21 protein-coding genes and 1 pseudogene are annotated in these 26,519 nt (G+C 56.6%); 9 read left to right on the top strand and 13 right to left on the bottom strand.

The genetic code is table 11. The features are described from left to right. Positions 1 to 726, top strand: coding sequence for an HAD family hydrolase (locus tag YUA_RS0123805; protein WP_035971735.1), 726 nt, complete (start codon positions 1 to 3; stop codon positions 724 to 726). A 128-nt stretch (positions 727 to 854) separates the two neighbouring features. On the opposite strand, the pseudogene YUA_RS51850 reads toward YUA_RS0123805, so the two are convergent. Beyond that, positions 855 to 1,082: pseudogene (locus YUA_RS51850) on the bottom strand (IS110 family transposase); the annotation flags it as partial. A 445-nt stretch (positions 1,083 to 1,527) separates the two neighbouring features. Here YUA_RS51850 and YUA_RS0123800 point away from each other — a divergent pair. After that, on the top strand, positions 1,528 to 2,769 hold the full coding sequence (locus YUA_RS0123800) for a cytochrome P450 (protein ID WP_051383353.1): 1,242 nt from the start codon (positions 1,528 to 1,530) through the stop codon (positions 2,767 to 2,769). Between the two features lie 659 nt (positions 2,770 to 3,428). Here the strand turns inward: YUA_RS0123800 and YUA_RS0123795 are convergent. The 3 genes from YUA_RS0123795 to YUA_RS50150 all read right to left on the bottom strand — a co-directional run bounded on the left by YUA_RS0123795 (position 3,429) and on the right by YUA_RS50150 (position 5,614). Then, positions 3,429 to 3,935 (bottom strand): avidin/streptavidin family protein, encoded by a 507-nt coding sequence (locus YUA_RS0123795; protein WP_027532948.1) that lies wholly within the window; start codon positions 3,933 to 3,935, stop codon positions 3,429 to 3,431. 354 nt (positions 3,936 to 4,289) lie between these two features. Continuing rightward, the gene (locus YUA_RS44860; protein WP_051383352.1) at positions 4,290 to 5,372 is read right to left on the bottom strand and encodes a cytochrome-c peroxidase; all 1,083 of its coding nucleotides are present in this window, start codon (positions 5,370 to 5,372) and stop codon (positions 4,290 to 4,292) included. A 98-nt stretch (positions 5,373 to 5,470) separates the two neighbouring features. Then, a complete protein-coding gene (locus tag YUA_RS50150) occupies positions 5,471 to 5,614 on the bottom strand; it encodes a hypothetical protein (protein ID WP_156947209.1) in 144 nt (47 codons plus the stop codon). Positions 5,615 to 6,589: 975 nt separating this feature from the next. Here YUA_RS50150 and aepX point away from each other — a divergent pair. The 7 genes from aepX to YUA_RS52685 all read left to right on the top strand — a co-directional run bounded on the left by aepX (position 6,590) and on the right by YUA_RS52685 (position 12,889). Continuing rightward, positions 6,590 to 7,525 carry a phosphoenolpyruvate mutase gene (aepX, locus tag YUA_RS0123775; protein ID WP_084292818.1) on the top strand — a complete coding sequence of 312 codons (936 nt, stop codon included), beginning with the start codon at positions 6,590 to 6,592 and terminating at the stop codon, positions 7,523 to 7,525. A 337-nt stretch (positions 7,526 to 7,862) separates the two neighbouring features. After that, the gene (locus YUA_RS0123770) at positions 7,863 to 9,089 is read left to right on the top strand and encodes a pyridoxal phosphate-dependent aminotransferase (protein WP_027532946.1); all 1,227 of its coding nucleotides are present in this window, start codon (positions 7,863 to 7,865) and stop codon (positions 9,087 to 9,089) included. A 4-nt stretch (positions 9,090 to 9,093) separates the two neighbouring features. Further along, complete coding sequence (locus tag YUA_RS50145) at positions 9,094 to 9,426, top strand: hypothetical protein (RefSeq protein ID WP_156947208.1); 333 nt, start codon at positions 9,094 to 9,096, stop codon at positions 9,424 to 9,426. Between the two features lie 11 nt (positions 9,427 to 9,437). Beyond that, a complete protein-coding gene (locus YUA_RS0123765; RefSeq protein WP_027532945.1) occupies positions 9,438 to 10,235 on the top strand; it encodes a phosphocholine cytidylyltransferase family protein in 798 nt (265 codons plus the stop codon). A gap of 22 nt (positions 10,236 to 10,257) precedes the next feature. After that, positions 10,258 to 10,866: a CDP-alcohol phosphatidyltransferase family protein gene (locus YUA_RS0123760; RefSeq protein ID WP_027532944.1), complete on the top strand. Its 609-nt coding sequence runs from the start codon at positions 10,258 to 10,260 to the stop codon at positions 10,864 to 10,866. Between the two features lie 31 nt (positions 10,867 to 10,897). After that, complete coding sequence (locus YUA_RS44850) at positions 10,898 to 11,995, top strand: PLP-dependent aminotransferase family protein (protein ID WP_084292817.1); 1,098 nt, start codon at positions 10,898 to 10,900, stop codon at positions 11,993 to 11,995. A gap of 9 nt (positions 11,996 to 12,004) precedes the next feature. Continuing rightward, a complete protein-coding gene (locus YUA_RS52685) occupies positions 12,005 to 12,889 on the top strand; it encodes a DMT family transporter (protein ID WP_027532943.1) in 885 nt (294 codons plus the stop codon). A 226-nt stretch (positions 12,890 to 13,115) separates the two neighbouring features. Here the strand turns inward: YUA_RS52685 and YUA_RS44845 are convergent, their stop codons facing one another. From YUA_RS44845 to YUA_RS0123700, 9 genes are all read right to left on the bottom strand, one after another. Continuing rightward, positions 13,116 to 14,198 (bottom strand): PLP-dependent aminotransferase family protein, encoded by a 1,083-nt coding sequence (locus YUA_RS44845; protein WP_084292816.1) that lies wholly within the window; start codon positions 14,196 to 14,198, stop codon positions 13,116 to 13,118. Between the two features lie 1,126 nt (positions 14,199 to 15,324). Beyond that, complete coding sequence (locus YUA_RS47525) at positions 15,325 to 16,584, bottom strand: cytochrome c (protein ID WP_198029498.1); 1,260 nt, start codon at positions 16,582 to 16,584, stop codon at positions 15,325 to 15,327. A 350-nt stretch (positions 16,585 to 16,934) separates the two neighbouring features. Further along, positions 16,935 to 18,344, bottom strand: a complete 1,410-nt coding sequence (locus YUA_RS47040; RefSeq protein ID WP_027532941.1) for a hypothetical protein — start codon at positions 18,342 to 18,344, stop codon at positions 16,935 to 16,937. After that, on the bottom strand, positions 18,341 to 19,684 hold the full coding sequence (locus YUA_RS0123725) for a DUF1552 domain-containing protein (protein WP_027532940.1): 1,344 nt from the start codon (positions 19,682 to 19,684) through the stop codon (positions 18,341 to 18,343). The genes YUA_RS47040 and YUA_RS0123725 overlap by 4 nt, the downstream gene beginning before the upstream one ends. A gap of 2 nt (positions 19,685 to 19,686) precedes the next feature. Continuing rightward, entirely contained in the window at positions 19,687 to 21,369 is a 1,683-nt protein-coding gene (locus tag YUA_RS44835) for a DUF1592 domain-containing protein (protein WP_051383348.1), read from the bottom strand. Continuing rightward, positions 21,366 to 22,559 (bottom strand): hypothetical protein, encoded by a 1,194-nt coding sequence (locus YUA_RS50140; protein WP_156947207.1) that lies wholly within the window; start codon positions 22,557 to 22,559, stop codon positions 21,366 to 21,368. Before YUA_RS50140 ends, YUA_RS44835 begins: the two co-directional genes overlap by 4 nt. A gap of 74 nt (positions 22,560 to 22,633) precedes the next feature. Then, the gene (locus YUA_RS0123710) at positions 22,634 to 23,485 is read right to left on the bottom strand and encodes a carbohydrate ABC transporter permease (protein WP_027532939.1); all 852 of its coding nucleotides are present in this window, start codon (positions 23,483 to 23,485) and stop codon (positions 22,634 to 22,636) included. Then, the gene (locus YUA_RS0123705; RefSeq protein WP_027532938.1) at positions 23,482 to 24,456 is read right to left on the bottom strand and encodes a carbohydrate ABC transporter permease; all 975 of its coding nucleotides are present in this window, start codon (positions 24,454 to 24,456) and stop codon (positions 23,482 to 23,484) included. Before YUA_RS0123705 ends, YUA_RS0123710 begins: the two co-directional genes overlap by 4 nt. Continuing rightward, entirely contained in the window at positions 24,453 to 25,631 is a 1,179-nt protein-coding gene (locus YUA_RS0123700) for an ABC transporter ATP-binding protein (RefSeq protein ID WP_027532937.1), read from the bottom strand. Before YUA_RS0123700 ends, YUA_RS0123705 begins: the two co-directional genes overlap by 4 nt. Positions 25,632 to 26,519 lie beyond the last annotated feature (888 nt).

Here is a 26,519-nt window from a genome sequence, read left to right as displayed (position 1 = left end):
ATGAGAAAGCCTGTAGCCATCATCTTTGACTGGGGTAACACCCTTTGCGACTATCCATTACGGACCGAGGCCGAACAGGTTGAGTTTTTGCATGATTTCCTCACCGATCCGTCCAGCTTTACAGATTTGGCTACTGTTACAGCGCCGAGATCCATCGCTAGCGCAACATTGCAGGCGCTGAACAGAGAACGCGAGGATTGTCGTGTGGTTTCTTTCGCCGACCGGTTCAGATGCGTACTGGCCCCCGACATTGATGACGCGGATGCAACCCTACTCGAGCTGCGCCTCTGCAAAAGAATCTTTGCTAGTGGCCAGCTCATGCCACAAGCGGAGAAAGTCATTGCTACAGTTCGCCGTATGGGCTACCGGACGGCGATCTTGTCTAATACGCCTTGGGGAACGAGCCATAGGTTGTGGCGAGCCGAGGTAGCTCGGCATACAAATGTCAGCCGCAACTGCGATCTTGTCATGTTCTGCGGCGATTGCGGTTATCGCAAGCCCAGCCAAGCCGCCTTTGAAGCCTGTCTAAACTTTTTGCGTGAGGCGCCAGACAGGGTCATAATGGTAGGTGATAGCTTTCGCTCGGATGTTCTGGGCGCACGCGGCGCGGGATGCCGAGCAGTCTGGTTTTGCCGTGACGCCTCGTTGCCAAGAGAAGAATCGGTGGCTGTCATGACGACGCTCGATGACATCATTTCGCTCGTCGGCAAGGGCGCGTATCGGTAGTTTCATTTCTAACAAGCATTTGACTCCGGATGCCTCTGCGCCTCAGTCAGATCTAGCACTCCAATTGGTGCGCCGGGAAACCGGCAAGGAGCAGGTGGTGGAAGTCCACTGCCAAGAGGGAAAAGGTTCTGCTCTTCGCTCTTCACCGGCACGAAGCGCATGGTCGGTCGCCTCACCGCCTCGCAGATTGCTTCCGCATCGGCCGCGTCGTTCTTGCCGCGCTAGAGGTAGGCTTGACGTAGCTCGGCGGCACAAGCCGGTGGCTCGTGGCCGAGCGCTATCAATGAGAGCGCCCAATGATGCGCAATCGCGCACGCCTCGATACCGGTCGGGCACGGAGCGAGCCCGGCCAAGAACTCCGGCAGATCGATCGGTCGCACAGTAAAGCTGGCATCGTCTCGGCGGCCACAACCACTTGCCAAACTCGTTCTCGGTCTGACATTCAGCGACGAGATCGAGTTCAGTCAGCGCACAGCCGCTAGCCCTGACCGGCCAAGCCGTCATCAGAACTCAGCGATGGCTCGCCATGACGCCGCAACCAGCTGAGCGGTTGTGCGAAGAAACGATTATATCAGTGAACGCAAGCTCGCGCTCCTCTCAATCATGATAGGGGAGCCGCGCTCCGGCTTGCGATATTGTTCGACCATTCAAACCGATCAATCGCTCGCAACCGAAAGCGCCGCAGCGGACGGGAAACGAGGGGTCGGTCCATTCACAAATCGCGCGAAGCTCTCAGAGCCGTCGTGGCGATTCGGCCAGGCGAGCGAAAGCAAGATAAGAGGTTAAGGCCGGAGGGCGATCATGAATACAATATTGGCAGGTCACGCGCGCGAGGGGGCAAACGATGTTCTTCTGAGCGATCTGGATGTCAGCGAGGTCAAGCGCTTTCAGGATGATAGCATATGGCCTTACTTCGAGCGGTTACGAAGGGAGGATCCCATCCACTACTGTAGAGATAGCCCCTACGGTCCATATTGGTCCATAACAAAATTCCACGACATCATTGCAGTAGACATGCTTCACGAAGTGTTCTCGTCGGAGCAGGGCGTCACGATCGTCGACTTGCCGGAGCAGTATTGGACGCCGAGCTTCATTAAGATGAGCCCTCCGAAACATGGCGAGCAGCGCAACACGATCAGTCCGATAGTGGCGCCGGAGAATCTGGCCAAGCTCGAGGGCTTGATCCGTCGGCGGGTCAAGGCCATTTTGGACGGCTTGCCACGCGATGAATCCTTCGACTGGGTCGACAAGGTCTCGATCGAGTTGACGACGCAAATGTTGGCTACGCTGTTTGATTTTCCGTTTGAGGATCGGCGGCTGCTGACCTATTGGTCCGACGTCGCCGCCACAACTCCGCGAACTGGCCACGAGATCGACACCTGGGAGAAGCGACGTGCAGTCCTGTCCGGGTGTCTGGACTATTTCACAAGACTTTGGAACGAGCGCAAAAATGCGGAGCCCCGCGCCGACTTGATTTCGATGATGGCGCACTCAGCAGCGACCCGGAATATGGAGCCACGCGAGTTCCTGGGAAACCTCATCCTCCTGATCGTGGGCGGGAACGACACCACGCGCAATTCAATGACTGGAAGCGTATTGTTCATGAACCAGAATCCGTCCGAGCTGAGGAAGCTACGCGAGACCCCTCGGCTGGTGTCGAGCGCCGTCTCCGAGATCATACGCTACCAGACGCCGATCGCACACATGCGCCGTACTGCCGTGGTCGATGTCGTGATAGGCAACAAGCAAATCCGACGAGGCGATAAGGTTGTCATGTGGTACATTTCCGGCAATCGGGACGATGAGGCCATCAACCAGGCCGACAGCTTCATCATCGATCGGAAGAACCCACGGCAACATCTCTCGTTCGGGTTCGGTATCCACCGCTGCGTCGGAAGACACCTTGCGGAACTGCAGCTGAAGATCCTTTGGGAGGAAATGCTGAATAGGCGCCTCGACATCAAGATTGTCGGCGAGCCGGAACGCGTCGCATCTAACTTCGTGCACGGCTATTCCGCCCTCCCAGTGCAGATAGTGGCTTAAGGAATAGGCTCCTTGGCGATCGATCTGAGATCAGCCGGAGCTCGCAACCGTGAGCCGGTCCGAGCAGCCCAACGCTGGACAGTCCCACGCTGGGAGGGTTCTCTCACCGGCCCTCGAGCATTATGGCTTCAGATGCGAAACTCACACTTCCGTTAAGAAGCCAATTGGCGGCAGCGAGGACATTCAGTTCGGGGAGGCGCGTTGATCACGTTCGGGGATGATTTGCGAGAACGCCGCGAGATGGGTGCCCGATTGCCTTTGGGGATCCCCATCAGTTCTTGCATTTCCGCGTCCAGACCAAGAACGGACAAGCAGCCAAGCCGACTATAAGTGGAGAAGACTCGCGCACAAAGATGCAACAAATATTTTGCTAGGAATATACGTGCCAGAACACCAGGAGCACTCGTTTGTTTGATGCTGGCTGATCTTTCGCATACAGCGATTCTGCTCGCCGTCACGTGGAAACGCAGCAAGCAATCGGATTGAGCCATGTAGCAAATGGCAGCATGCTTGATTTGGCTCCTCCTCGAAAGCACTGGCGAATGTCTCAGGCGGCTCTTTGTCAAGTCTTCGGTGAGTGCAGCGGCGCCAGCGCAAGAGTGACTTCATTTGCTAGTGTCAGCGTGACGACGCTGAACGTCGTCACGCGAAAGGTCGTGCTATTTGCGGTTTTTCGTGTTGGAGAGTTTCTCGCCCGGCCCGTCCTTGGTCGTCCCTTGACCAGCGGATATCAATTTCGACTTGTCGCCGCTGCCGAACGTGAAAGTGTCGGCGCCGGCACTGATCCCATTCCATACCACGGGCTCGGCGAGCGAAAGGATCCAAAGCACTTGAAAACCCGATGCGACATTGAGCTGTCCCGTCCACACGGTCGTTGAGCCGCAGCCCCCGAAGTTGACTGTAAAGCTGATCGCTGTGCCGCTATTGGTTTGGGCCAGCCAGCCTGTCATCGCCTGAGGGGCGCCTTCGTCGCAGCTATTCGTCGCGTTATTCGTATAGGTGCCGGAAATGGCGCCCGTGCTCTGGTCGTAGCTGTTGACCGCCAGAACCGAGCCGTATTGGTTGTTCCACGTCCAGATGGGCTGCGCCCGTGCGGGTGCCGCCAATAGCAGCCCAAGGCCAGCCAAAGCCATCCATCTTGTCAGTTTCCCATTTTCTTGGCGCATCGCCGACTCCATGTCGCTCCAGAAAGGTAGCGCTCTGCATATAAACCTCTCTTTGAAAATTCGCAATCGATACGTGTGTTTTTATATTGCAACACTTAATAGTTGTCTACGTCGATATACCGTTTAGTTTGGGCATCGTGCTTTTCACTCGGCGCGGCGCGGGACAACTTCTTCCAAGATGTGGATCGGCGCCGACGCATGGGTCTGCCCCATATGTAGCAAGGACCGGGCTGAAGATCTTTCCCTGGTTGAAAGAGATCGTGGTGCTTAGCGGCACTTGGCCGCTGGCTGACGCCTGATTGCCTGCGCCATCTTTTGATCCAACGAGAACACGCCGCTACAGAGTGAAACATGCTATTTTCCAGTAGACGGCAGTGGCGTGGTGTCGGTTCGCGTCGGCAGTATCGGATACTCGATCTTGGGCAGCTGCCCGGTCAGCGAATTCAGAAATGCGACAATATCGTTCTCTTCCTTTTCGCTAAGCTTGGCGCCAAGCTGAACTTCAGCCATCACGCCGACAGCTTGCTTAAGGCTCCAAACCTGACCCGAATGGAAATATGGCGGTCGCAACGCGACATTGCGTAACGGCGCCGCACGAAAAACGTATTCGTCGCTGGGCACCTTTGTGACCGCGAATCGGCCTTTGTCGGCGGCCGGAAGCAGGCTTGTGCTTGGCCTTTCGACCGCGCCAAACGGAAAATAATCCTGTCCGCCGACGTTGATTCCATTGTGACAGGAGGAGCATCCTGTTTCCATGAATAGCTTCAATCCTGCTTTCTGCCGATCACTGAGAGCATTTGGATCGCCTTCAAGGTACTGATCGAAAGGGGCTGCGGGCGTAATGAGAATCGCCTCAAAGGCCTCAATCGCCCTGGTGAAGTTGTCAAAGGTGACTGGCGACGCCTCGTTTGGAAACGCCTTTTTGAACATGACCACATAGTCGCTCATCGAGGTCAGCGTGTTGATCACATGCTCGGGAGTCGCGTTCATTTCAACACTCGCCTGCACTGGGCCCTTTGCTTGCGCCTTGAGATCCGGCGCCCGCCCATCCCAGAACTGCGCCACATTGAAGACCGCGTTATAGACGGTTGGGGCCCGGCGTGACCCCAGTTGCCAGCCGTGACCGATCGACGTCGGACCCGCATCCACCCCGCCGGTACCTAGATTGTGACAAGTATTGCAGCTAATGATCCCGCTAGCCGACATTCGCGGATCGAAGAACAGTATCTTGCCGAGTTCGACCTTTTCGTGGGTGACCGGGTTGTCCTTCACCGCAGGAACCACCGAGGGGATCGACTTGAACGTCCCCCTAGCAGCCTTCATCAAATCATCTTCTGCGCCAGCTTGCGGCGAGACCAGACTCGCAATGGCCGCAACACATAACTTGCGTATGAGGTGGAATCCCAGGATCGCGGACCTCTTTCTAACAAATATCATCCGTACCAGTTCTTATCGATGCTCTCCGGGTTCGGCGCCTGGCGCTAGCGCAGCTGCAACCCACCTGATATTCATGCTCGAGGCGCCTCAGCAAATCATCACAATAGAGCGACGCGCTTCAGTTTTTGCTCACCCATCATCCTTTCGAAAAGCCCCTGTCTTTCCGAGTTGTTCGCCGGCACCAGATGCGGCCGATCTGCGCGGCGTTTGCCCGGCTCCTGCAGTTGAACCTTGTGCTGCACTTGGCTGAAATCCAGTCGCGCAACCCCGCCCCGCGCGAAAGCGCGTCACGTAATACCAGCGGCCGGTTATGTGGCTTCGAGTGCCAATATGCGCGACGTCGAGGATCATTGCAGCATTCGATATGATCGTGGGGATCAGTCGGCGCCTTTTGGACGAACTGCACCACGCAGGAATTCCGGTTGGGATAAGGCTGGTAATGGTCCGCTTCCTTCTGGTCTACGGGCTATAGGTTACGAGCGCACGCAGATCTGCGAGGAGCCGACAACCTGCTTGACGGAGACGATACCGCGCACCCGGTCCTCTATCACTTCAGAGGACCTGGGATGAGAACAGCAAGTCTCGTACCAGTCGCGGCACTCGCCGAACTCCGCGCAGAAACAAGCGCTTGAGAAACTCGACGAGCCATTGCGGCGCATCATGCGATTGAAGCAAGCGCGACCTACGTCGGAAATGGGACACCACCGATTGCAGCAGCTGAGACATTGGTGGATATCGAACGACGCGGCTGGAGATGTCTTTGCTCGCTACAGATGTGCGAGAGCGAAGCACATACTACAATCAACGATCGCTGCGTTCACCAGGGATAGAAACACGTCCACCAGATTGCATAGACCAGGCCTTGCCACACCATGAGCGAAGTCAAGAGCCCAAGATTTAGCCAGATCGAGCAACGCAGGAAGCTGCGCGCTGATGAGGTTTGCTGGTCGTCTACCACGTGCGCTCTTCGACTTACCGCCAATCAACGATCACTATCCTGCACTTGGCGGTTAGCCGAAAACGCGTGGGTTATTTTATATCGGGAGGTGGAATGCGTTACGCGCCGGTCAACTACCAACGATGGTGATTGATCAAAATGACGGAAGCATGTCACCTGTTGACTGAGCTGCGGGATTGCCCAAACGACTTAGCCTTCGAGAACTCGACTAAGGACGCACTGTGCCCCCGACAGGTCAACGCACCTGCAAGGAATCGGCATGCAATATCAACCAAAATCGGCGGTCATCAATCAACCTGAGCGAAGCGCAGGCTCCTCACTTTCACAAATTCTGCGCGATGAAATTTGCTCCAAGACCACCCTCTCATTCTTGATGGAAGCTCATGATGCGCTTTCGGGCGCGATTGCCAAGCGCGTAGGCTTCAAGTGCCTGTGGGCGTCGGGCCTGTCCATTGCCAGCTCTCTCGGCTATCGCGACGCCAACGAGGCTTCTTGGAGCCAACTTGTCGACGTTGTTGAGCGCATAGTGGACTCGACCGAATTGCCTGTGCTCGTTGACGGCGATGGCGGATTTGGGAATTTCAACAATGCGCGCCTGCTGGCACGCAAACTCCATCAGCGTGGCGCCGCCGGGATTGCGCTGGAGGATAGCTGTTTTCCGAAAATAAACTCGTTTGTTGGCGATCGGCATCCCCTGGCTGACATCGATGAATTTTCCGGCCGCCTGCGGGCAGTGAAAGATACAGTCGCCGACGACTTGGTCCTTGTCGCCCGGACCGAAGCGCTGATAGCCGGCCATGGAATGGACGATGCTATTCTGCGCGCCAGCGCTTACGCCGCGGCGGGTGCCGACGCGATCCTCATTCACTCGAGCAAGACCACCGCGGAGGAGATCCTGTCCTTTGCAGCTGCCTGGCAACACCGTCTGCCTGTCGTGATCGTCCCAACGAAGTACTATCGGACGCCCGTCTCTGCATACCGCAATGCCGGTATCTCCGCAGTGATCTGGGCCAATCACTCCATGCGTGCGGCCATAGCGGCAATGAGGCACGTGTGCGGCCGCATTGTTGCCGAGGAAGGCATTGCCGGCATTGAGGCAGATATCGCGACACTCGACGAGGTTTTCCATTTGTTGAGGTACGACGAGCTTGCTCGTGCAGAGGCGAGATATCTTCCTCCTGACCAACAGCAATAGGTTCATCCACCCAGCAAGATACTCGTTTTGGACGGACTACCGTCATGCAATCGCGCTCCAATACAATCTCGGATAAAGCACTTGTTTGCCTTCCTGATACCGGCGGAATGATCAAGTGGCGCGACGGCGCGATGGCCGTTACAGAGCCACCGCCGGATCATGCTCGAACAGTTGATCAACTTCGGTGGCTAGGCAACAAAGAGAGCGACGAGCTCTCATCGCGACCGGCCGACGCAGCATTGGCTCTGCTGAGCCGTAACGCTCTCGTTTCTGATGACCCAGGCAAACCTCACGTCACTCGCCAACCATAGCCATCTAGTTGGAGAGGAGCGCGCTCATGTTGGCGCACCGGACAACCTTATTCAAATCGTCGGGCACCGCCGCGGCGAGGGTCGCCGCCAAAGCAGCTGCCGCGAGCGGCAGGGACATCATCGATTTGACCGCTGGCGAGGTCTGGAGCGACCTAGCGCCCTCGGTGCGCGATGGCGCTATCGCCGCGATAAATCGCAATCTCAACCGCTACACCGACACGGTCGGACTGCTAGAGTTACGCCAAGCTCTTGCTAGCAAGATTTCCGCGGAGACCGCTCAGCCCTGGTCGGTCGACGAAATTGCGGTGACAAGCGGTGCCAAACAGGCCCTCTTCAATGCGGCCATGGCTCTTCTGACGCCCGGGGACGAAGTGCTGATTCCCGCCCCATACTGGAGCACCTTCCCAGCCCAGGTCGGCATTGCCGGCGGTACGCCCGTCTTTATCGAGACCCGAAATAGCAATTATGTGCCGCGGCTTATGGACCTTGCGGCAGCAGTTACATCAAAGACTAAGGCGATTGTAGTCAACACGCCAAACAATCCGACCGGCACGATCTATGATCGCGGCACTCTGGCCGGCATCGCGCAACTCGCCATCGACCAAGATCTCTGGATCATCTTCGATGAATGCTACGGGGCTTTCGCCCACGACCCGCATACCCATCAATCGATCGTCTCGGTGGCGCCAGGGGCACGCGATCGTACTTTGATCGTTAATTCGTTTTCCAAGTCGTTAGCCCTGACTGGCTGGCGGATTGGTTATCTCGCCGGACCCGCGCCTGTCATCAGCGCGGTTAAGGCGCTACAAAGTCATACGACCTCCAATCCCAACGTCATTGCACAGCATGCGCTGCTCCACTTTCTGGAGCGCGGCGATCCTGCCTTCCAACTGCAACTCCGGCGCCAGGTCACCAAAGCGCGAGTGCTTGGGCTCTCAATCCTTTCGGCGCTGTCATTGGTGCCCCCGCCTGCTGCCCAAGGTGGATTTTACTTCTATCTTGATCTTACCGAATTGCTGCGATGTACCAATCGTCCTGGCCGCAAATTCACCGCCGATGACGTCGTTAACTTGCTGATGGACGCTGCTGTCGCAACGGTTTCCGGCACAGCCTTTGGCGATCCCGCCGGGGTTCGACTCTCCTACGGCGTCGATCTCGAATTACTGGACAGAGGCTTGAGGCTTCTGACCGCAGCTCTGAATGCGTGGACCAGAACCATCGATTGCAAGGCGCCCGCGATTGAAGAGGGTTGAGATCATGCTGCGCATTGCAAGCCTCGCCATCATCCTTGCGGCGGATGTCGGCTCGTGCCCAGCTACTTTTGAGCGAGACACGGCCTACCGCAGGCGCAAGATGGTCTCTATTTCTATCGACCCTTCCGCTCCGCTGTCGGCAACATTAGGAAACGGCGCCTCGATGGTCGCCGACGAACATCGTGAATACGCTGCTTGCGAAGCCAACGTCGCAACCGTATCCGGCACACGTTCGGGGCATTCGCTCTCCTGCGGACCTCTACCTGAAATACCAAAGACCGGGCTGGAGCGGCCCGTTGTCATCGCACGGTATGACGATGCGATATTGCGATTATGAAGGGGCATGAAATGACCGCCAATACTCCCAAAAACGCCGTTATTCTCGCTGCCGGCTCCGGCTCCCGCTTGCGACCGCTGACCGATCTGCGGCCCAAGCCTCTCGTTGAGGTCAATGGAACGCCGATCCTCCACAACGCTCTACGACATTTGGATGCTGTGGGCGTCGAAGATGTTACGATCGTTGTCGGTTACCGCAAAGACGCTATTCAATATGCCTGTGGCGCTCGCTTCGGGCGGCTCGATATCGATTACGTCGAGTCTTCCGTATTCGACCGCACCGGCAGCGCCTATTCTCTCTGGCTTGCGCGCGACGCACTCCTGCGCGGCGATAGCTATCTCCTGGAGGGAGACGTCTTTTTCGAAGAGAATGCGCTCCATTATCTCAACCGTCACGCGCCCTGTGACGTTGCAGCAGTTGCGCCATTTGAATCAACGATGCAAGGATCGGCAGTACTGCTCACAGAGAGCGGATACATTTCACATTTTCGTATGAAGCAGTCCGGCGCCGACTCGTCGGATAGTTACCCGATGCTTTTCAAGACTTTAAACCTGCTTCGGCTGTCAGCATCGACCCTCCGGATGACGATTGTCCCTGCGCTCAACGACCTCGTCGGCTCAGGAGCCACTCAGGCTTATACCGAAGAACTCTTAGCGTATCTGGTGGAACGCCGTGGGCTGCAACTCGCAGCGACACGCTGCGACGATCTACGATGGTGCGAGATCGATAACGCCGAGGACCTTCGTACCGCCAATCGCTTGTTCGCCGACCGGAGCAGAACCGAGCGGCAAGGCGCATCTGTGACATAATCGATTGCCGCGAGTGAGAATTATGCTTCGATATTTGCTTGACCCGGCAAACGCAATCACAGCGTTTGGCGTGATATTGTCGGGGGTTGCCCTATCTCTCGCGATCGACGGTCGCATCGAACTTGCAGTTGCGGTCGCTCTCTGGGCGATGCTCGCCGATCATCTCGACGGAATTGTTGCCCGCCGTAGCCGAAGCCGCTCCGAAACAACCGGTAAGATGGGCAAGAGCTTGGACGGATTCTCTGATCTTATATACGGAGCCGTTTTTCCCTCAGTAGTGGTGCTGCAGTTGACCGGTGTAAGCGTTCTATCTGCCGCCGTGAGTACCATGCTTCTCTTGGTAGGCGCACTCCGCTTAAGTTACTTCAGCATCGCTGGTCTATCGCCAGATCGTTGCTTTACTGGTGTGCCGTTATCTTATGACGTTCCGCTCGTTGCGCTATTCGTACTTGTACAGCCTTTCGTAAAGCAGCCAGCGTTCTCGTCATTAATTCTTAGCTCGTTTATTGCACTTGCTGGGTTGCACGTTTCGTCAATTCGCGTGCCAGCACCGACCCGCCCAATGTATATCGCGATTTTTCTCTTTAGCGTCGGAGCATCCGCGGGCTTATCAATCCGGACAATGGTTTAGACGATCAGACTAATCGGATGCGGAGGCATCAATGCGAAACAACATTATCGACCTATCACGAGCAGTTCCTCCGATTTTTCCCGCTCTGGAATCATCGCTCGCGGAAAGCATTGCTACACGGCTTAGCCGCAGAGATGCAGTGGGGATTCTAAGAACCAACAGGCCGCGCGGAACGGAGGAAGATCGACGGACTGGCGCTCAATGGATCTCTCAGCGCTTGGCATTCACGCCTAACATCGATCGGTTGGTTGTCACCAACGGCACCCTGAATGTTCTGTTCCTTCTCCTAAATCAATTGGTCGGCAGGAGCGGCACTCTACTTGCCGAAGAGATGACGTACCCCAATCTGCAGGCGCTGTCCGGGATGCTTGGTTTCAACATTAGAGGAATACCGATGGACAGCGATGGCCTGGATCCAAATGCATTCGAGGACCTTTGCCGCAAGATAAGTACACCGAAGGTTCTCTATACAATCCCAACCGTGCAGAACCCGACCGCAGTCGTGATGCCCCTCGAACGACGGGTTGAGATAGCGAAGATTGCCCGACGGTATAACGTTCTCATTATCGAAGATGACGCACAGGCGTTGATGGTCGACAACCCTTGCGCCCCGATCGCAACGCTCGCTCCAGAGCTTACCTGGTATGTGATGGGGCTAGCCAAGACAGTGGTGATGGGAATGCGGGTCGCGTTTCTTATGGCGCCGCGACCCGAGGATGCAAGCTCATTGATGGATCGCTTCGGTAAGATGTCAATGTGGTTTGTGGCTGCGCTACAAGCCGAGCTTGCCCAAGCCTTCGTTGCGAATAGAGTTGCGCATGAAGCGACAATACACATCCGAAAGGTCGCGGCATCGCGGCGCAAGATTGTGGCAGACATCTTGGACAGACCGCACCTCGCCGAGGGGCCCCTAGGACTCCACGTATGGGTCCCAACCCAGCGGGATGCGAGAGAGTTGGCGACCGAGGCCCTCGCGGCTGGCGTGCTTGTCCGTCCAGGTATTCAGTTTGCAGCTCAGCCGAAACTAACTGAAGCCATGCAGGGACTCCGCGTTTCGTACTGCGAAACGCGAAGTGAGGATGATCTACGTCGTGGCGTCGAAATTCTGGCGAACATCTTATCGCGATAGGGCCTTTCATTGATTGACTCGGAAAGGAAGGGAATTCTGTATCTTATTGCATCGAGCGGTAGCTTTGTTGCTGTATCCGCCTTAATCAAGTACGTGGTGCCAGAGATACCGGCACTCGAAGTCGCCTTTCTTCGGAGTTTGGTCGCTCTTCCGTTTTTTATTGGAGCGTTCAGGAATGGCGGTTTTGCCGTGAGAGATATATTGCTTTCACGGATGCATTTTTTTAGGGCGGCATTCGGTTATCTGAGCTTCCTGTGCTACGTTCTGTGTCTGAGTGAGCTACCGCTCTCTGAGGCAGTGGCCCTTTCTTACACCACTCCCATCTGGTCTTTTCTTCTAGCCGTGATGGTCCTAAAGGAAACCGTGAGCAAAGGGCTTGGAGCGGCATTGTTGCTCGGTTTGGCCGGAATGTGGTTGGTGGTCCAACCAACCTTTGGAGTTGCTGGTCCATGGCTGGCTGTTGGGCTCGTCGGTGCCGGGATGGGTAGCTTAGCCATCATGGTCGTTCGGCAACTTTCATCAGGCGAGTCACCCGAGCGAGCGTCATTTGGGTTCATGATCTGGAGCACATTGATCGGTCTTCCGCTCGCGACTTGGAATTGGGTTTGGCCGCGACCATCAACGGTGGCATTCTTGGCGGTCATCGGGTTTCTAACCGCCCTAGCACAAATTTGCCTTACCAGAGGCTACGCTCTCGCGCGACTTGCCCGAGGCGCTACCTTCGACTTCGTGAGGCTCCCAGCGAGCATTGTCGTCGGCCTCTACTGGTTCAACGAGCAGCCTACTCGGTCGGCTTGGCTAGGGGTCGCTTTGATTATATTCGGTTCCGCTTTTTCCGCGGCGCACGGCACACTATGGTGCAAGAGCGACCTTGAGTCGGCAAAGAGACTCTAAGAGATCAGAACCAGACAAATCGGCGAGCGAAATGCGACCGGCCGCACTTAAACACCGGCTGCCCCACCAGCGTCGCAACCGTGTGCTCAATCATCTTAGGCGCAGCAATCATACTAGGCGCGTCCTGCTATGCTTTACACTACGAGCACTTTCAGTCGCAACAACGGAGAGGATGACAGCACGTCATCGGTGACTAAGGCCTCGCTCATTAGCGCGGTATGATAAACTATCGAACGAGAGCGACCGATAGACGAGAAAGGGCTTCGGAGAGATCAGACTCCGATACGTCGGCAAGCGAAATCCGAACGCCAGAACTAAGCGGATTGGAATCAATTGCGTATTCAGACCCGCTCCTCACAAGGACCCCAACCCGCGCGGCCTCGGCAGCCAATTGGTCACCCGTTCTGCTTGGATCAGCCATCCACACGTGAAGGCCATTGGCGCCTCGCATCATTGTACTTGGAAGTAGTTTGCGCGCCATTGCCTGCCGTTTCGCCGCCTCTGCCTGGATCGACGCTAGCATGCTGCCCGCAAGCCCGCTCTCGATATATTGGGTAATTACGCTTGCCGAGACCGCGGAGGTGTACCAGAACGCCATCGACTCAAATGGCGTCATCACGCTTGTGAGCGTGCTCGACGACGGTGCGACTACATAGGCGACACGAAGGCCAACCAAGGTACATTTGGAAAGACCCGTGACTGTCCACGTAATCTCTGGAGCGATCGCGCTAAATGGCGCAGGTGCATCGACGGGAATCAAGCCCTGTGCTTCATCCTCGATTATGGCGACTCCGTAGTTCTGCGCAATCAAAGCAATCGAGCGTCTACGCTCCTCCGACATGATCATCGCACGGGGATTTTGTACTGTCGGAATGCAGTATAACACCTTGGGCGAATGAGCTTTACATGCCTCCTCGAGCGCTTCCGGCAGAACGCCATCATCATCAAGGGCAAGTGAGATCAGGTTCAGGCCTAGCAATTGGGCGACTTCGCGTATCTGTCGATACGTCATTTCTTCAACTAGAATAGCGCCTCCTCTTCCGGCCAGAGCGGAGAGCAATACAAACAGAACGTTCTGCGTACCATTTGTCAGAAAGATACGACCTGCCTCAAGGGGCTTGCCGTACCTCATGTTGAGGAAGCTCGCTGCGGCTTCCCTGTCGCGCTCCGTTCCAAACTTGCGGTGTTGACGCATTTCATTCGACGCCAACCACTTGGTTGCCATCGTCTGGAGCGTGCTTCGGACGTAGCGGTCGATATTGGGCACCACTGGTGACGTCACTCGTCGAAGATCAATTTGATAGTCCATCTCGTCAAACCAACATTACTGGAGGAGCGCTCTACCTTCGTTCGCCATTCTTTGCGTGGCCTTATCGGGTACTACGTTGAACGTAGTCAAGAATGACCAATTTGCGGTATGCAGCGGCGGGGAGCTTCTTCACGCCAGCGGCGCAACGAGACTCTCTGCGCATTGAGTAACGAGACCAATCAAGATGATCTGGCGATTGAGCGAGTTTCACCGTGACGCGGCAGCGGCAAACCTGTCCGACGCGATATCGCCTGAAAGCGACGCCTCCGTGACAACGTTCAAATAATGCGATTGGATATCTTTACTTTTTCGATTGATCGGCATGCAGTCTGTGAGCTGTCTATCAGCGATCGCGTTGGCCACGAAGACGATGATAGTCTAAACGCGACAAGAGTGTTCGCGATGATTGCCCAGAAGGCCGCGTCACGAGAAACCGCTAGCGCGTTAGGAACCACCACGACCCAATTGGCCGGTAACTCGTACTATGCAGGAGTCTCTCGATCTAGATCTCACCGAAATGAATCGAACGGAAACGCGAATTGATACAGGAGCGAGAAGGCTTTTACAAACACCGTCGCTAGCGCCAACATAGTTTACTAGCCTCGGCGGCGCTGGGACGATCCCCAGGATCGGCCCCTGAAAGCTCGATCCCGACGAACTAAGTGCTTCATTGGGAGGGCGCACCTTGTTTAGGAGCGGTGGCGACGTGGCGACCGGCCGGGTAGTACAAGCTCGACTAGGGAAGCCCGATCAGCGCGCGTTGCTGGACGATCGACAGCGGCGGATGGTCGGGAGCGAGCATCGCACGCTTTCTCCGTCCGTTTCAGCGAGGGAGCTTGCGTGACGAAGACCGATCTGCATGTTCATTCTTCATTCTGGCCGATCTGCTTTATACACCTCAATAGTCAGCGCCTCGTGGGCCTTCTCCACCAATCCGCCGCCCTCTCGAAGAGGCCGGACATCCCCTCGACGGCAGCACGCTTCTGCTGCATCGGAAGGTTCAGATCAAGGCTATACTTCGTTGGCGATCTCCGCCCCCTCCTTCAACGGCTCAAGCGTCGCCTCTGAACAATGCTAATCAGCTAGACTTGGTTTCCGTGAGTAACGTCAAGGATGGCCACAAGCCCTATCTCTGCCGGGCAACATCAGCAGGCGTCACCGGTGAGCCCACATTTCCCCAGCTTCCTCTGAGATAGTTGCTCAGGTTGGCTATCTCTGTATCGTCCAGCTCGCTTGCAAACCCATCCATAGACTTCCAGGACGGCTGCTGTGATGGTGCGGGCCGCGCACCATAGAGAATGATGTTGATCAGGGCGGCCGGATCGCGGGTCTGAACTACTGGACTCCCAGCCAGCGGAGGACCCGTCGTGATACTGCCCGATCCGTCCGGCAGATGGCAGGTCGCGCAGCGCAAGGTGTAAACAAGCTGGCCGGCGGAGGCTTGAGTTGCGGAGGGCGACGTCGCGATTTCGACAGCGGGCGCAAGGTCCTTCAAATAAACGGCCATGGCGTGAATGTCCGCCTCGCCAAGGTGTCGAGTACTGTTGCCAACAACCTCATTCATTGGACCGAAGATGCCTGCGCGAGGGCTATGCCCTGATTTCAGGTAGCGTTCAAGATCGCTCGTTTGCCATGACGCCAGACCATCCTTTGCGCCAGTCAGATTGGGTGTTGACCAAAGTCGCATCTCACCGGGCCGGACCCAATCCTTGTAGAGACCTCCTGCTAATGCGAGCTCAGCTTTCTCAGCCCCGAAGCTATTACGCGGTGTGTGACACGCGCCGCAATGCCCCAATCCTCGAACGAGGTAAGCTCCTCTATTCCATTCTTGAGACTTCTTCGGGTCAAACTGTAAACGGGCCGGCGTGAAGAACAGAAGATTCCAAACGGCCATCAGCGAACGCTGGTTAAACGGAAATCGCAATTCATTGGCGCGAACAGTACGCTGTACAGCCGGAAGACCACGCACGAAGGCCCAGAGCGCATCCAAATCTTCGTCGGATAGAATTGTGAAAGCCGGATATGGGAATGCTGGATAGAGATGGGCGCCATCACCACGAATGCCTTCGCGCATCGCGCGAACAAACTGTTCCTTGGTCCAGCGGCCAATCCCTGTATCCGGATCGGGTGTTATATTTGAGGAATAGATCGTGCCAAACGGCGTCTGAAATGGCACGTTGCCTGCGAACGGTTCGCCATCAACTGCAGTATGGCAGCTAATACAGTTGCCTGCGGCCGCCAAATATCGCCCTTGTACCGCGAAGTCCGATCCTTCAACGACAAATGACCTTCCTTCAGGCGCAGCGATCTCCTGGCCGAGAACCGGAGTCGTGAGGGCTCCAATCAGAACCGCTGCAGCAAGCGCTTGAACACGGCCTATAGCCAATCTAACGCGCCTCATGCCTTTGCAGCCCATGCATCGCAGTGACCGCTTGGACTGGCGGCACCATTAAAGATCTGGCAGTGTCCGCAAGTGTTTGAATGGTCCGCCGCCGCGAAAAACGAACATCCACTGCAGGTCTTGCTCTGATCGGGCGACAGGTCGACGTAATGCTGCGCGTCACGCAACGCCTTCTCAGCACTCGTCGCTGCTTGGTCCGAACAAGCTTGCGCTGTCGTGTCCTTTTTGCAGGCGACGAGCAAGAACATTGCGCCCAGAGTGGTCAGCGTGCCCGCTTGGCACAGGAGTCTCCGTCGCGAAACATTTTCAGATCGCATCATGTTGCTTCCAAATCGTTACGGATTCTCAGGATGCTTCCGCGCTTCTTGCGGAGCTTCATAGGCCATCACCGGTGAGGCCTTCATCTGACTCCCCTGAGTTTGATTGTTGTTGACCTCCCATGCGTTGCAGTCACCTGGGCGCCGATCTCCTTCATATGTAAAAACTGGCCTTCCTCGATATGCCCAGACGTTTACCCCCTGAGAATCCTTTTCGATCGCGCGGAAGGGATGCCGTGGATTGATCGAGATCACGGACCAGATGTTGTTATTGATTTCTGATTGTCTCGCCGTAGTCGCGAGCGGATGCCAGATTTTGGCGCATCGGTCTTCGCCTCCACAGAAACTGGTCCAATAACGCGGACTGTCGCCAACATCGTCGCAATCCAAGCGATCCGAGGTCTTGTCGACGCAATGAATTGTGTAGAGCGTCATGCCTTGTGAATCGGCATAAACTTTTCGATCGAGGCTCCCCTGCGACATATAGGTCGCCAATACATTGGGGATCGTTCCGATTGTGACTTCGGGTGGATGTTGAGGGGCCGCCTTCAACACAGCCGCTTGCCAACCCTTAAGTGGTTTTCCATAAAGGTCGCCGAAAACGTTGCGAAACTTCTGGAACTCCTTGGCAACATCCGAGTCCCTTGCATAGGTATACAGTAGCTTTCCCTTATAGGCCCATTGCCTCACGCTCGGTCGTGTAACAATTGACCAATCTGTGAGACCGTCGCTCGTCGCGAGAGCCGGTGCAACGAAGGGGCGCCAAAGTTTTGGATCACTGATCGTCTCATTGGAATCGGAGAAGTAGAGAACCTTTCCAAAAGCGTCGGCCAAGGCTAGACCGAGTGCGGTTTTTTGAACTGTGACATCCAGCGGCGCGCCGGGGAGCGGCGCGGAGGCAACTTTCCACGGGTTAAAGTCCAAATACTTTTCAGCTCGCATATTTCCGTTTACGTCTCCGGGCAATTTGTCCTTGATCGACATGTAGAGCGGCGCGCCCTCATAAGCCCATTGCCTTGTGCCGTCTGCGCGTTGGACGATTGTCCATTTTCCGACGGGGTGAGCATCTGATGGGGCTAGCAAGGGGGGATGCTTTTGGATGCAGGTGCGGCGCGTTTGACTGTCCGGAGCCAAAATGGCGAAATCCGCACCAAGATTCTCGGATTCGTTGGTGAAATTATCCGATCCAGTACGGTAAATCTCTGCTCGAACCTCGTTCTCGCAATCCAGAAGAGGATGGCGCTCTTCCGGCTCACGGTTGAAAGAATAGAGACTCATGCCGTTGGCGCCGACAAAAATCGGCCCCTCGTCTGTCAATTGGACATTGACGCTCGAAGGCACGGCTAACCCGAATTGAGAAGCGTCTGCCGCCGACCACAATAACAGCATCCAGGTCGCGACAACTGAACTGCCAATCCTGACCATCATGCCTGAAGGACCTCATCGAGCACCTTGGTGGCTTTCATTGAGCCAAAGCCCCATTCGCGCTTCTGAAGGCCCATGGCCCGCATGACCGTTAGTCCAACTTGCGTACCCACATCTTCCGGCCCAGCGGTTACGTGGAGCCCGGACTTCATCCGACCGCCAGCTCTGCCTGCAGTCATCATGGGGATCCCATCCATGGAATGGTTTTGGGCCCGCTCATGATCGCTGTGGGCAAACACTAAAGCATTGTCCAACAGCGTTCGGTCGCCTTCACGAACGCTCGCCAACGCGCCAACAAAATAAGCCCACTCCTTCATTGCCTGCCGAATGAACCAGGAATGAGTCGGCTGATAACCTTGTCCGTTCGAGTGCTCTTCATGGGTCACCGCATGGTGCGAACTTGGAACTCCCGCTCTGGTCGTCGCGGCATAGCTCTCGGAATATCCCATATTGAACACGCGTGTCTGATCGCATGAGAGCGCCGCGACCAGAATATCCGTCATGAGACGATGCCGTTGAGCAACCAAAGCAGCGTCCTCACCGATCGTCGTCACGTCAGTTGGCGCAGGCGGCACGCGACAGGCGGGCGCCGGCGGGGGCTTTTCAAGCTGAAGCGCCAGGCGCTGCTCAAGGTCACGAAGCGATGTGAAATATTGGTCGAGTCGCGCGCGATCGGCGGCACCTAAGCTCCGCTTCAACGAAGCGCTGTCCTCGAGGACAGCCGACAAGACACTTTCGCGGACCATGAGGTGCGGATTCGGATGAAATACTGGAGAATTCGGATCTTGAAAGTCGGGCCCGAAAACGCGCTGATAGAAGGCCAGTGGCGAGATTTCCGGCGGATTGACAGCTTGGGCACTGCGGAAACTATAACTGTGCTCGCGATTGCCGGTCGCCGTCATCTCCAATGAGCGGAATCGCGTGCCGCCACCGATGGCGTCAGAGACAGTTACGTCGAGGCTCTCTCCCGGAACAGATGTCCTGTCTGTAGGAGCTTGGCCACAACGGAGAGTCACCCAGCCCGAATAGTGACAGAGAGAAGGTCGGCCATCTGTAAAGGTGCGATAACCGGTAAAGAGATTTATATGCTCTTTGACGGGCTGGATTGAGACGAGCTCTTCTTTCAAGTCGAAATCCGCCCCGGTTCTCTCGGGTACAAAGATCTCCTTATTCATGCCGAGCCCCCAAAACCAGGTACCGAAGCGCACCGGCAAGGCACGGCCATTGGCGAGGGCCGTGCCACTATTGTTCAGGAAGCACTCGAGAAAGGGCATGCCAACGGTCACGGCAGTGCCGCCGAGCATACCTCTCAAGACCTGCCTGCGATTGATTCTTTTGAACATGGTCACTCCTCCTTGCGATCTACTCGAGCGTCTTGCGTGCCGCGGTGCTTATCGAAGTCAACCGAGACGGCGTAAAAGGCCTCACTGCTTGCGATATCTCTCAAGAGCGCAACCAATCGATAGCCTTCTGAGCCAAAACGTTTGGTCTCATAGTCGAGCCACGGTCGGTCGCCCGCGCTGGCAGGCCTCCCGACGCCGTAGCTGTACAGTCTGTTCACGAGGCACGAAACGAGCGCAGGATTGTTGCGGACTGCTTGACCGAACCCAGCCACGTCGACAAACGATTTCCCGTCCAGTTCACCGCTAACATCAATGGGCGCGCCTCCTTCCGTCGTGCGGTACGCTCCAGAGCCGTCGTAATTCTCCAAGGCGAGCCCAATCGGATCCATGATCTTGTGACAGCCTGCGCACGCAGGGTTAGTCCTATGCGCATCCAACCTGTCGCGAGCGGTTTTGAAGTTGCGATTGGGATCATCGAAGATTGCAAAACTTACATTTGGTGGAGGGTCCGGAACATGTTGACACAGAAGATTCTCTCTAACCGCGCGACCGCGCCGCGTGGGCGAGCTCTTACCTGGGTGCGAATACAGTGCGAGAAAGCCTGGCGACGTCAGCAGACCGGCGCTCTGCCCCGGCGATACTTCATGCGGAGTCCAACTTTCCGCATCTAAAACGGGACTTCTGTACAGTGGACCAAGGGTGGCGTTGATGAAGGTAAGACGTCTCGTGAACAGATCACGGTAATCGCTGTTGCGCGCAAGGAGCTGATCGGTAATCAAATGCAGCATTTGCTCTTCGGCCGAACGCGTCACTTGGATGGTAAATCCCGGATAGATCGTGGAATCTTTCGCGAGCGTAGCGAACTGGTCGAATCTCAAAAGATCCGAAAAGAAAGCTCGAACGCCTTTCTCGATGCGTGGAGATTCCAGCATTCGGTCGATCTGGCGCTTTAGCCCATCGGCGTTGTCCAGATTTCCCTTTTCGGCAGCATCCAGCAGGGTTTCATCGGGCGCAGCGTTCCAGAGAAAAAGGCTAAGACGCGTTGCCTTCGAGAAGTTCGTCAGACGTAGCTGACCAGAATTGTCCGGATCCGGTTCAGCCGTCTCTATAAAATAGAGGAATTTCGGAGAGGTAAGCATGCCGGCAAGGCTGTAGGTCAAGCCGGCATAGAAGTCGCTGAGCCGACGGGCGCCTTTGCCTGCGGCCTCGACTTGCGTCTCTATCTCGGCATTGGTTAGCGGCCTCCGATACAGGAACCGCCCGGTACGGATGAAGAACTGCTTGGCACAGGCGGCATCGGCGTCAACGACCGAAACCGGAATACAGGGCACGAAGATTCCTCGGTGCCGATCATCAGTGACTTGCTGCGCCACCGCCAGAGCCACGCGGTCGAATTGATCCAGCGCTCCCGGCGTAATTGCCGCGGCTGATTGGCCGAGGGCCAGAAGGCCCTGCAGTCGTTGTGGAGGCGCGAAGTCGACCTCGACCTTTGTGTCTTCGCCGAATACGTCATGAACTGCCGTGGCATATTGATCGGCTGAGATCAGCCGGACCGACGCCGGACCGCCGGAGACTGCGGGCGCGCGGTCACGTTCGCTGCGCTCAATGCCCAAATACCCGATTGTCGCCGTCGCGGCTAAGACAGTAATGGCTGTAACGGTCCACAGACTTGTTCCCGCCTTCATCGGCCCGCTTCCTCGGATGGATGGATGACGAAGGCGCGAACGAATTCGACCTTAAAAGCAGAGGAAAGCGCTGTACATTGGCCGGCTTGTGGATCTTTGTAGCCGTCAGCTAGCCGGCGAAGAGCGGCATATGCCGATGACGGGCTAGCCATGTAGACTTCGCCTGCGGAGGTAATAATTCCGAAATGCGAATACCATTCCCAGAGCTGATCAACCTCGACATAGCCAGCTCGAATGCCTTCCGCGCCCGAGGGGGACAACGAGAGATGCAATGTCATATTGCGTATGCGCTGCATCCCGATGTACGTCTGCGGCCACACAGCGTCTGCAGGATAAGTGACAAGTTGGCCATTAGTGATCCTGCCCTTGGCGTGATAGAGCGACTTCCCGATGGCTCGTTGGCTTTGCCAGGGGACGACCTTTCGGATCGAGTCAACCAGTAGCTGATCTGAACCTCGATATAGAGTCACTTCGACGTCCGGGCTGTTCTGCTCGTCCGTAACGCCGGAGATCTCGACCAACAGCCGATTTATTATTCCAGCTTGAACGTACTTTCTCGTATTCCCTTCGCTGAAGAGATTATTGACCAAGTTTCGGTGGCATCCGAAAAACCTGAAGAGTTGATTATCAACCTTCTCGTCGGACTTTACATTGCGAAATTTCTTGTGTTCGCACGTCGTTGCTGTAGCCTGACCATCCAACGTGCCATCCAGATCCACGCCATAGGCCACCGGGCTTTGAACTTCGCGGAACGGCAGCGGATCGCTCACAGCCTCCGGGTTGAAGAAGCCATTTTCACAATTTGGGCCACGGTTGTCGATCCGCCAGCATTTGTTGAGCTGTTCTTGTCGAGCAGAACGAGATGGAAACTGCGCTTCCCAATTCTCTCGATTATTATGGATCGGACCCTCAGGGCATTCGGCCTTCTCATCTTTGATCGGCGACATCGCCCAATCAAAGTTAGACAGGACGAGGCCGATCGTGTGCGTGTTCACGGGCGTAGCTTGAAGCTCACTGCCGGCAGCTAAGCACGCATCCAAACACTGATGGCCACACACCAGCATCAATATTGCTAGACCAAGTATTGATCGCCTGAACTTCATGGATTCAACGGCCCTACTAGGCACGCCGGTCGTTGCGAGAGAAGTATCGCTCTGATTTTTACCAAGATATCCTACCAACTGCGACATCGAGCTAGCATCCTTCGAGCGACCGACCGGCCGTACCGAGAACGTCATGGAAAGCACCATTCAACTCCGCCGGCTTATTGCTTGACCGCGCCCCCGGTCATTCCTTCGACGAACCACTTCTGTGCGGCGAGGAAGGCGATGACGAGAGGCAACACGACGAGGGTAGATGCGGCCATCAGGGGGCCGTAATCGTTGCCGGCCTCCTCGTTTTTAAAAGACATAATCCCGAGCGGCGGCGGCATGAGGGACTGGTCGCGGACGGCGATGAGTGGCCAGAAGAGGTCGTTCCAGTGCCCGACGACCGAGAAGATCGCAAACGCGATGACAGCCGGCAGCGCCATCGGCACCATGATCTTCCAGACGATCGCGAGTTCGGAGAGACCGTCGAGCCGCGCGGCGTGGACCACATCATTGGGGATGGTCTTGAAGCATTGTCGAAACAGGAAGATGCCGAACGGCGAGACGACATAAGGGAAGATGAGCGCCGCATAGGTGTTGAGGATGCCGAGATGGTAGCCGAGGATGAACAGCGGCAGCGAGAGCACCTGATGGGGCAGCAGCAGGCCGATCAGCACGACGCCGAACAGCAGGTCGCGTCCGGGAAACCGGAGCTTGGCGAGCGCATAGGCGCAAGGTGCGCAAAACAGGATCTGTAGTGCCAAGATCACAGCGCATACGATCAGGCCGTTGCCCATGTATCGCGGCAGCGGGGCGTCAGTCAGCGCCCTGGTGTAGTTTTCGACGCCATAGAATTGCTTGGGCCACAGGAAGAAGGAGGTGCTGAAGATCTCGCCCGGCGGCTTGATCGACAGCGACACCATCCATACGAAGGGCACGAGAATGAGTGCTCCGGTGGCGAGCAGCGCGGCATGGCGAAGTATCGCGACCGGCGGGGACAAACGACCTATCGAGGTAGCGCGGCTCATTGGTAGTGCACCTTCCTGTCCAGGACGCGCACTTGAATGACGGTGAGCGTCAGCACGATGGCGAGAAAGACCACGGCAACGGCAGCGCCATATCCTGTGCGTAGATACTCGAAGCTCTCGCGATAGAGCGTGTAGAGCAACACTTCGGAGGCGTGACCGGGTCCGCCCTGGGTAAGCAATTTGACGGCGTCGAAGGACTCGAGCGCTCTTAGCGCCACGACGATAACAACGAACATCGATATCGGTCCGAGCATGGGCAGCGTGACGGTGCGCAGCCGATCGAGCCAAAGATCGGCGCCATCGACATCGGCAGCATCGTACAGGTCCTGCGGGATTCCCTTCAGACCTGCGAGATACAACACCATTGCGTAGCCGAGATTCTGCCAGACGCCGATGATGGCAAGTACGGGCAGTGCCGTACTCTCGTCGCGCAGCCAGTTCGCGGTCGGCAGTCCAATTGCGGCAAGCGCTTGGTTGACGGGCCCAATCGTCGGATGCAGCAGCGTCTCCCAAGCGATCGCCATAGCGGTGAGTGTCGCCATGAAGGGGAGGAAGTGGATGGCACGGTAAAAGGCGCGGCAGGACCTTCCGCTTTCGATGAGCAGCGCGATCAGAAGACCGAGCATAAGCGTACTCGGCACAACGACCAGAACGTAGACGATGGTATTGAGGAGCGAGGCCCTGAAACCTTCGTCGGCAAAGACCTCACGGAAGTTAGTCAGGCCCACAAAGGTGAGAGAACGTCCCCCGAGCTGCCAATCTGTGAGCGCAATGAGAACGACTGCGATCACCGGCAGCAAGTACAGGGCGAGCAGAAAGAAGAGCGCAGGCCCGGCCAGAGTCCAGGCTGCCAACGCTTCGGCAAAGGCTTGCCTCTGGCCCGGTGTGGCGGTGCGGGATGCGGGTATTCGAACGCGCGTGGTCGCGGGCGGCTCGCCAGAGCTGCCGGAAAGGGCAACGGGAGCGCTCATCGGCCAGTCTCCCGAATGGGGGTTACCGACGCGTAGCCGGATTCTGCTTGCCGGCGTAAACGCCGCCCATCGCGGGTAAAGAGAAGGACGCGGTCCGGCCGAACGCCGACGTGCAAGGTTTGACCGGGGGCGATATGAGGCGCCCGTTCGGCCAGCAGCCTAGCAAGCAATGGATGATTGATGCCCGCGAGATCGAGATGGACGAAGAGATCAGAGCCCATGTGCTCGATCATGCGCACGGAACCGGTCAATGCGCCCTGCCCGCCTTGGTGCGCAAGATGAAAGGCCTCCGGGCGAATGGCGAGGGTGAGATGTGTGCCGGCAAGCGCATCGGCATCGACCCTGAGCGCTGATCCGGCCACATCGAGCAGCCCGTGTTCACGCAGCACACCGTCGAGCATATTGATTTTCGGCGAACCAATGAATTCGGCGACCCGACGATCGTCGGGATCGGCATAGATGTCCTGCGGCGGAGCCACCTGCAGCAACTCGCCGTCGAGCATCACTGCCACCCGGTCGGACAGGGTCATGGCCTCGGCCTGGTCATGGGTGACATAGACGAATGTGACGCCGAGCCGCTGGTGCAGTTCCTTGATCTCGGTTCGCATCTGCACGCGCAGTTTGGCATCAAGATTGGATAGCGGCTCGTCCATCAGGAAAACAGCAGGATGGCGCACCATCGCCCGGCCAACCGCCACACGTTGGCGCTGTCCGCCGGAGAGCTGGCCAGGCTTACGGGCCAAAAGATGGCCGATGCCGAGCGCGTTGGCTGTACGGGTAACTTCCATGTCTATCTCACTGGCGATCCGCGCGGTGCCTGGCAGCAGGCGACCAAGAACAGGAAGCCTCTGGAATGCTGAGAACCGGCGCATCCGAAGCGGTAATGCCATGTTGGAAGCGACCGTCATGTGCGGATAGAGTGCGTAGGACTGGAACACCATCGCGACGTCTCGCCGCTTCGGCCGCAATCCGTCCACAACCTGCTCACCGATCGAGATTGAGCCGGCGTCCTGCATCTCAAGTCCAGCGAGAATCCGCAGTAAGGTCGATTTCCCGCATCCGGACGGCCCCAACAGCGTCAGGAATTCACCATCTGCTACCGACAGCGAAACGCCGCGCAAGACGGACATCTGGCCGTAGTTCTTATTTATGCTTTCGATCGAAACGGACGCCACCGCCGTTGATTCTCCATCATCGATATAAGACCCTGCGCAAGCGGCAGGCCCCTCGTGCACAAGCACGCTATGCTTCAAGACCCAAAGCACTACAGCCGAATGACGTTCATCGAATAACTCGATGGAACATTAGGGAAAATGCGATGACGTGCAGCGCTCCACGAGGCAGGCAGTCGCACAAGGGCTACACATTCATAGGGATCTGCTTTGCTTGGGAACAGAACTCGGCGCGCGCGCTGCCACGAGCCCCAGCCCTTTTCGTGTGGGCACCGCGCAGCAACTGGACCCGAACCTGCCGCGTCTCGCTGAGTGCTTACTGCTAGGTCTTTTCCTGAGCGAGCGTCCCCACGGCGCCGCGCTCGCTGAATATATGGAGAGCACGTCGCGATCGGCTGCCGCGAGAGGACACTTGTTAGCAAAGGCCATTCCCGGCGAAGCCGTGCAAGAAGCCCGTCAGTACGGCACTTCGCAAGCGGTCTCCTTTGTATCTCGAGGCAGAACGGCTACCGACAGCGGGTGCAGCTAGGTTGCGCGATCAAGCCGTCGATGTGATCATGCTCGAAAAGCGGATTCGACACGCCACTCGCTATTTACGAAGCCGCCATTCGCGCGATTTGGGAAGGAAGAGCAGAAGCGCGTCGCACCGCGCTTGCCCACCTCGGCATGCAGGCGTTTGGTGCGCCAACCATATAGTTGCTCAATATCAACACGATAACCTTTTGAATGAATGCCGAAAGGTTTCCAAACTTCTGCAGGAGAACAAATGTCTGCGGCCGAGGATCTTTCTGACTACTGAAGCGATTGTGCACTATCGCTTCCGCTCCGCTTCTGCGGGACAATCGATCTTCTCCATGGTTCCTTGGTTGTTGAGGTGTGCTTAATGCAATG

Origin of the sequence: Bradyrhizobium sp. WSM3983, assembly GCF_000473045.1 — a bacterium.
Taxonomy (GTDB): Bacteria; Pseudomonadota; Alphaproteobacteria; order Rhizobiales; family Xanthobacteraceae; genus Bradyrhizobium.
This window is presented reverse-complemented; position numbering and strand designations above follow the sequence as displayed.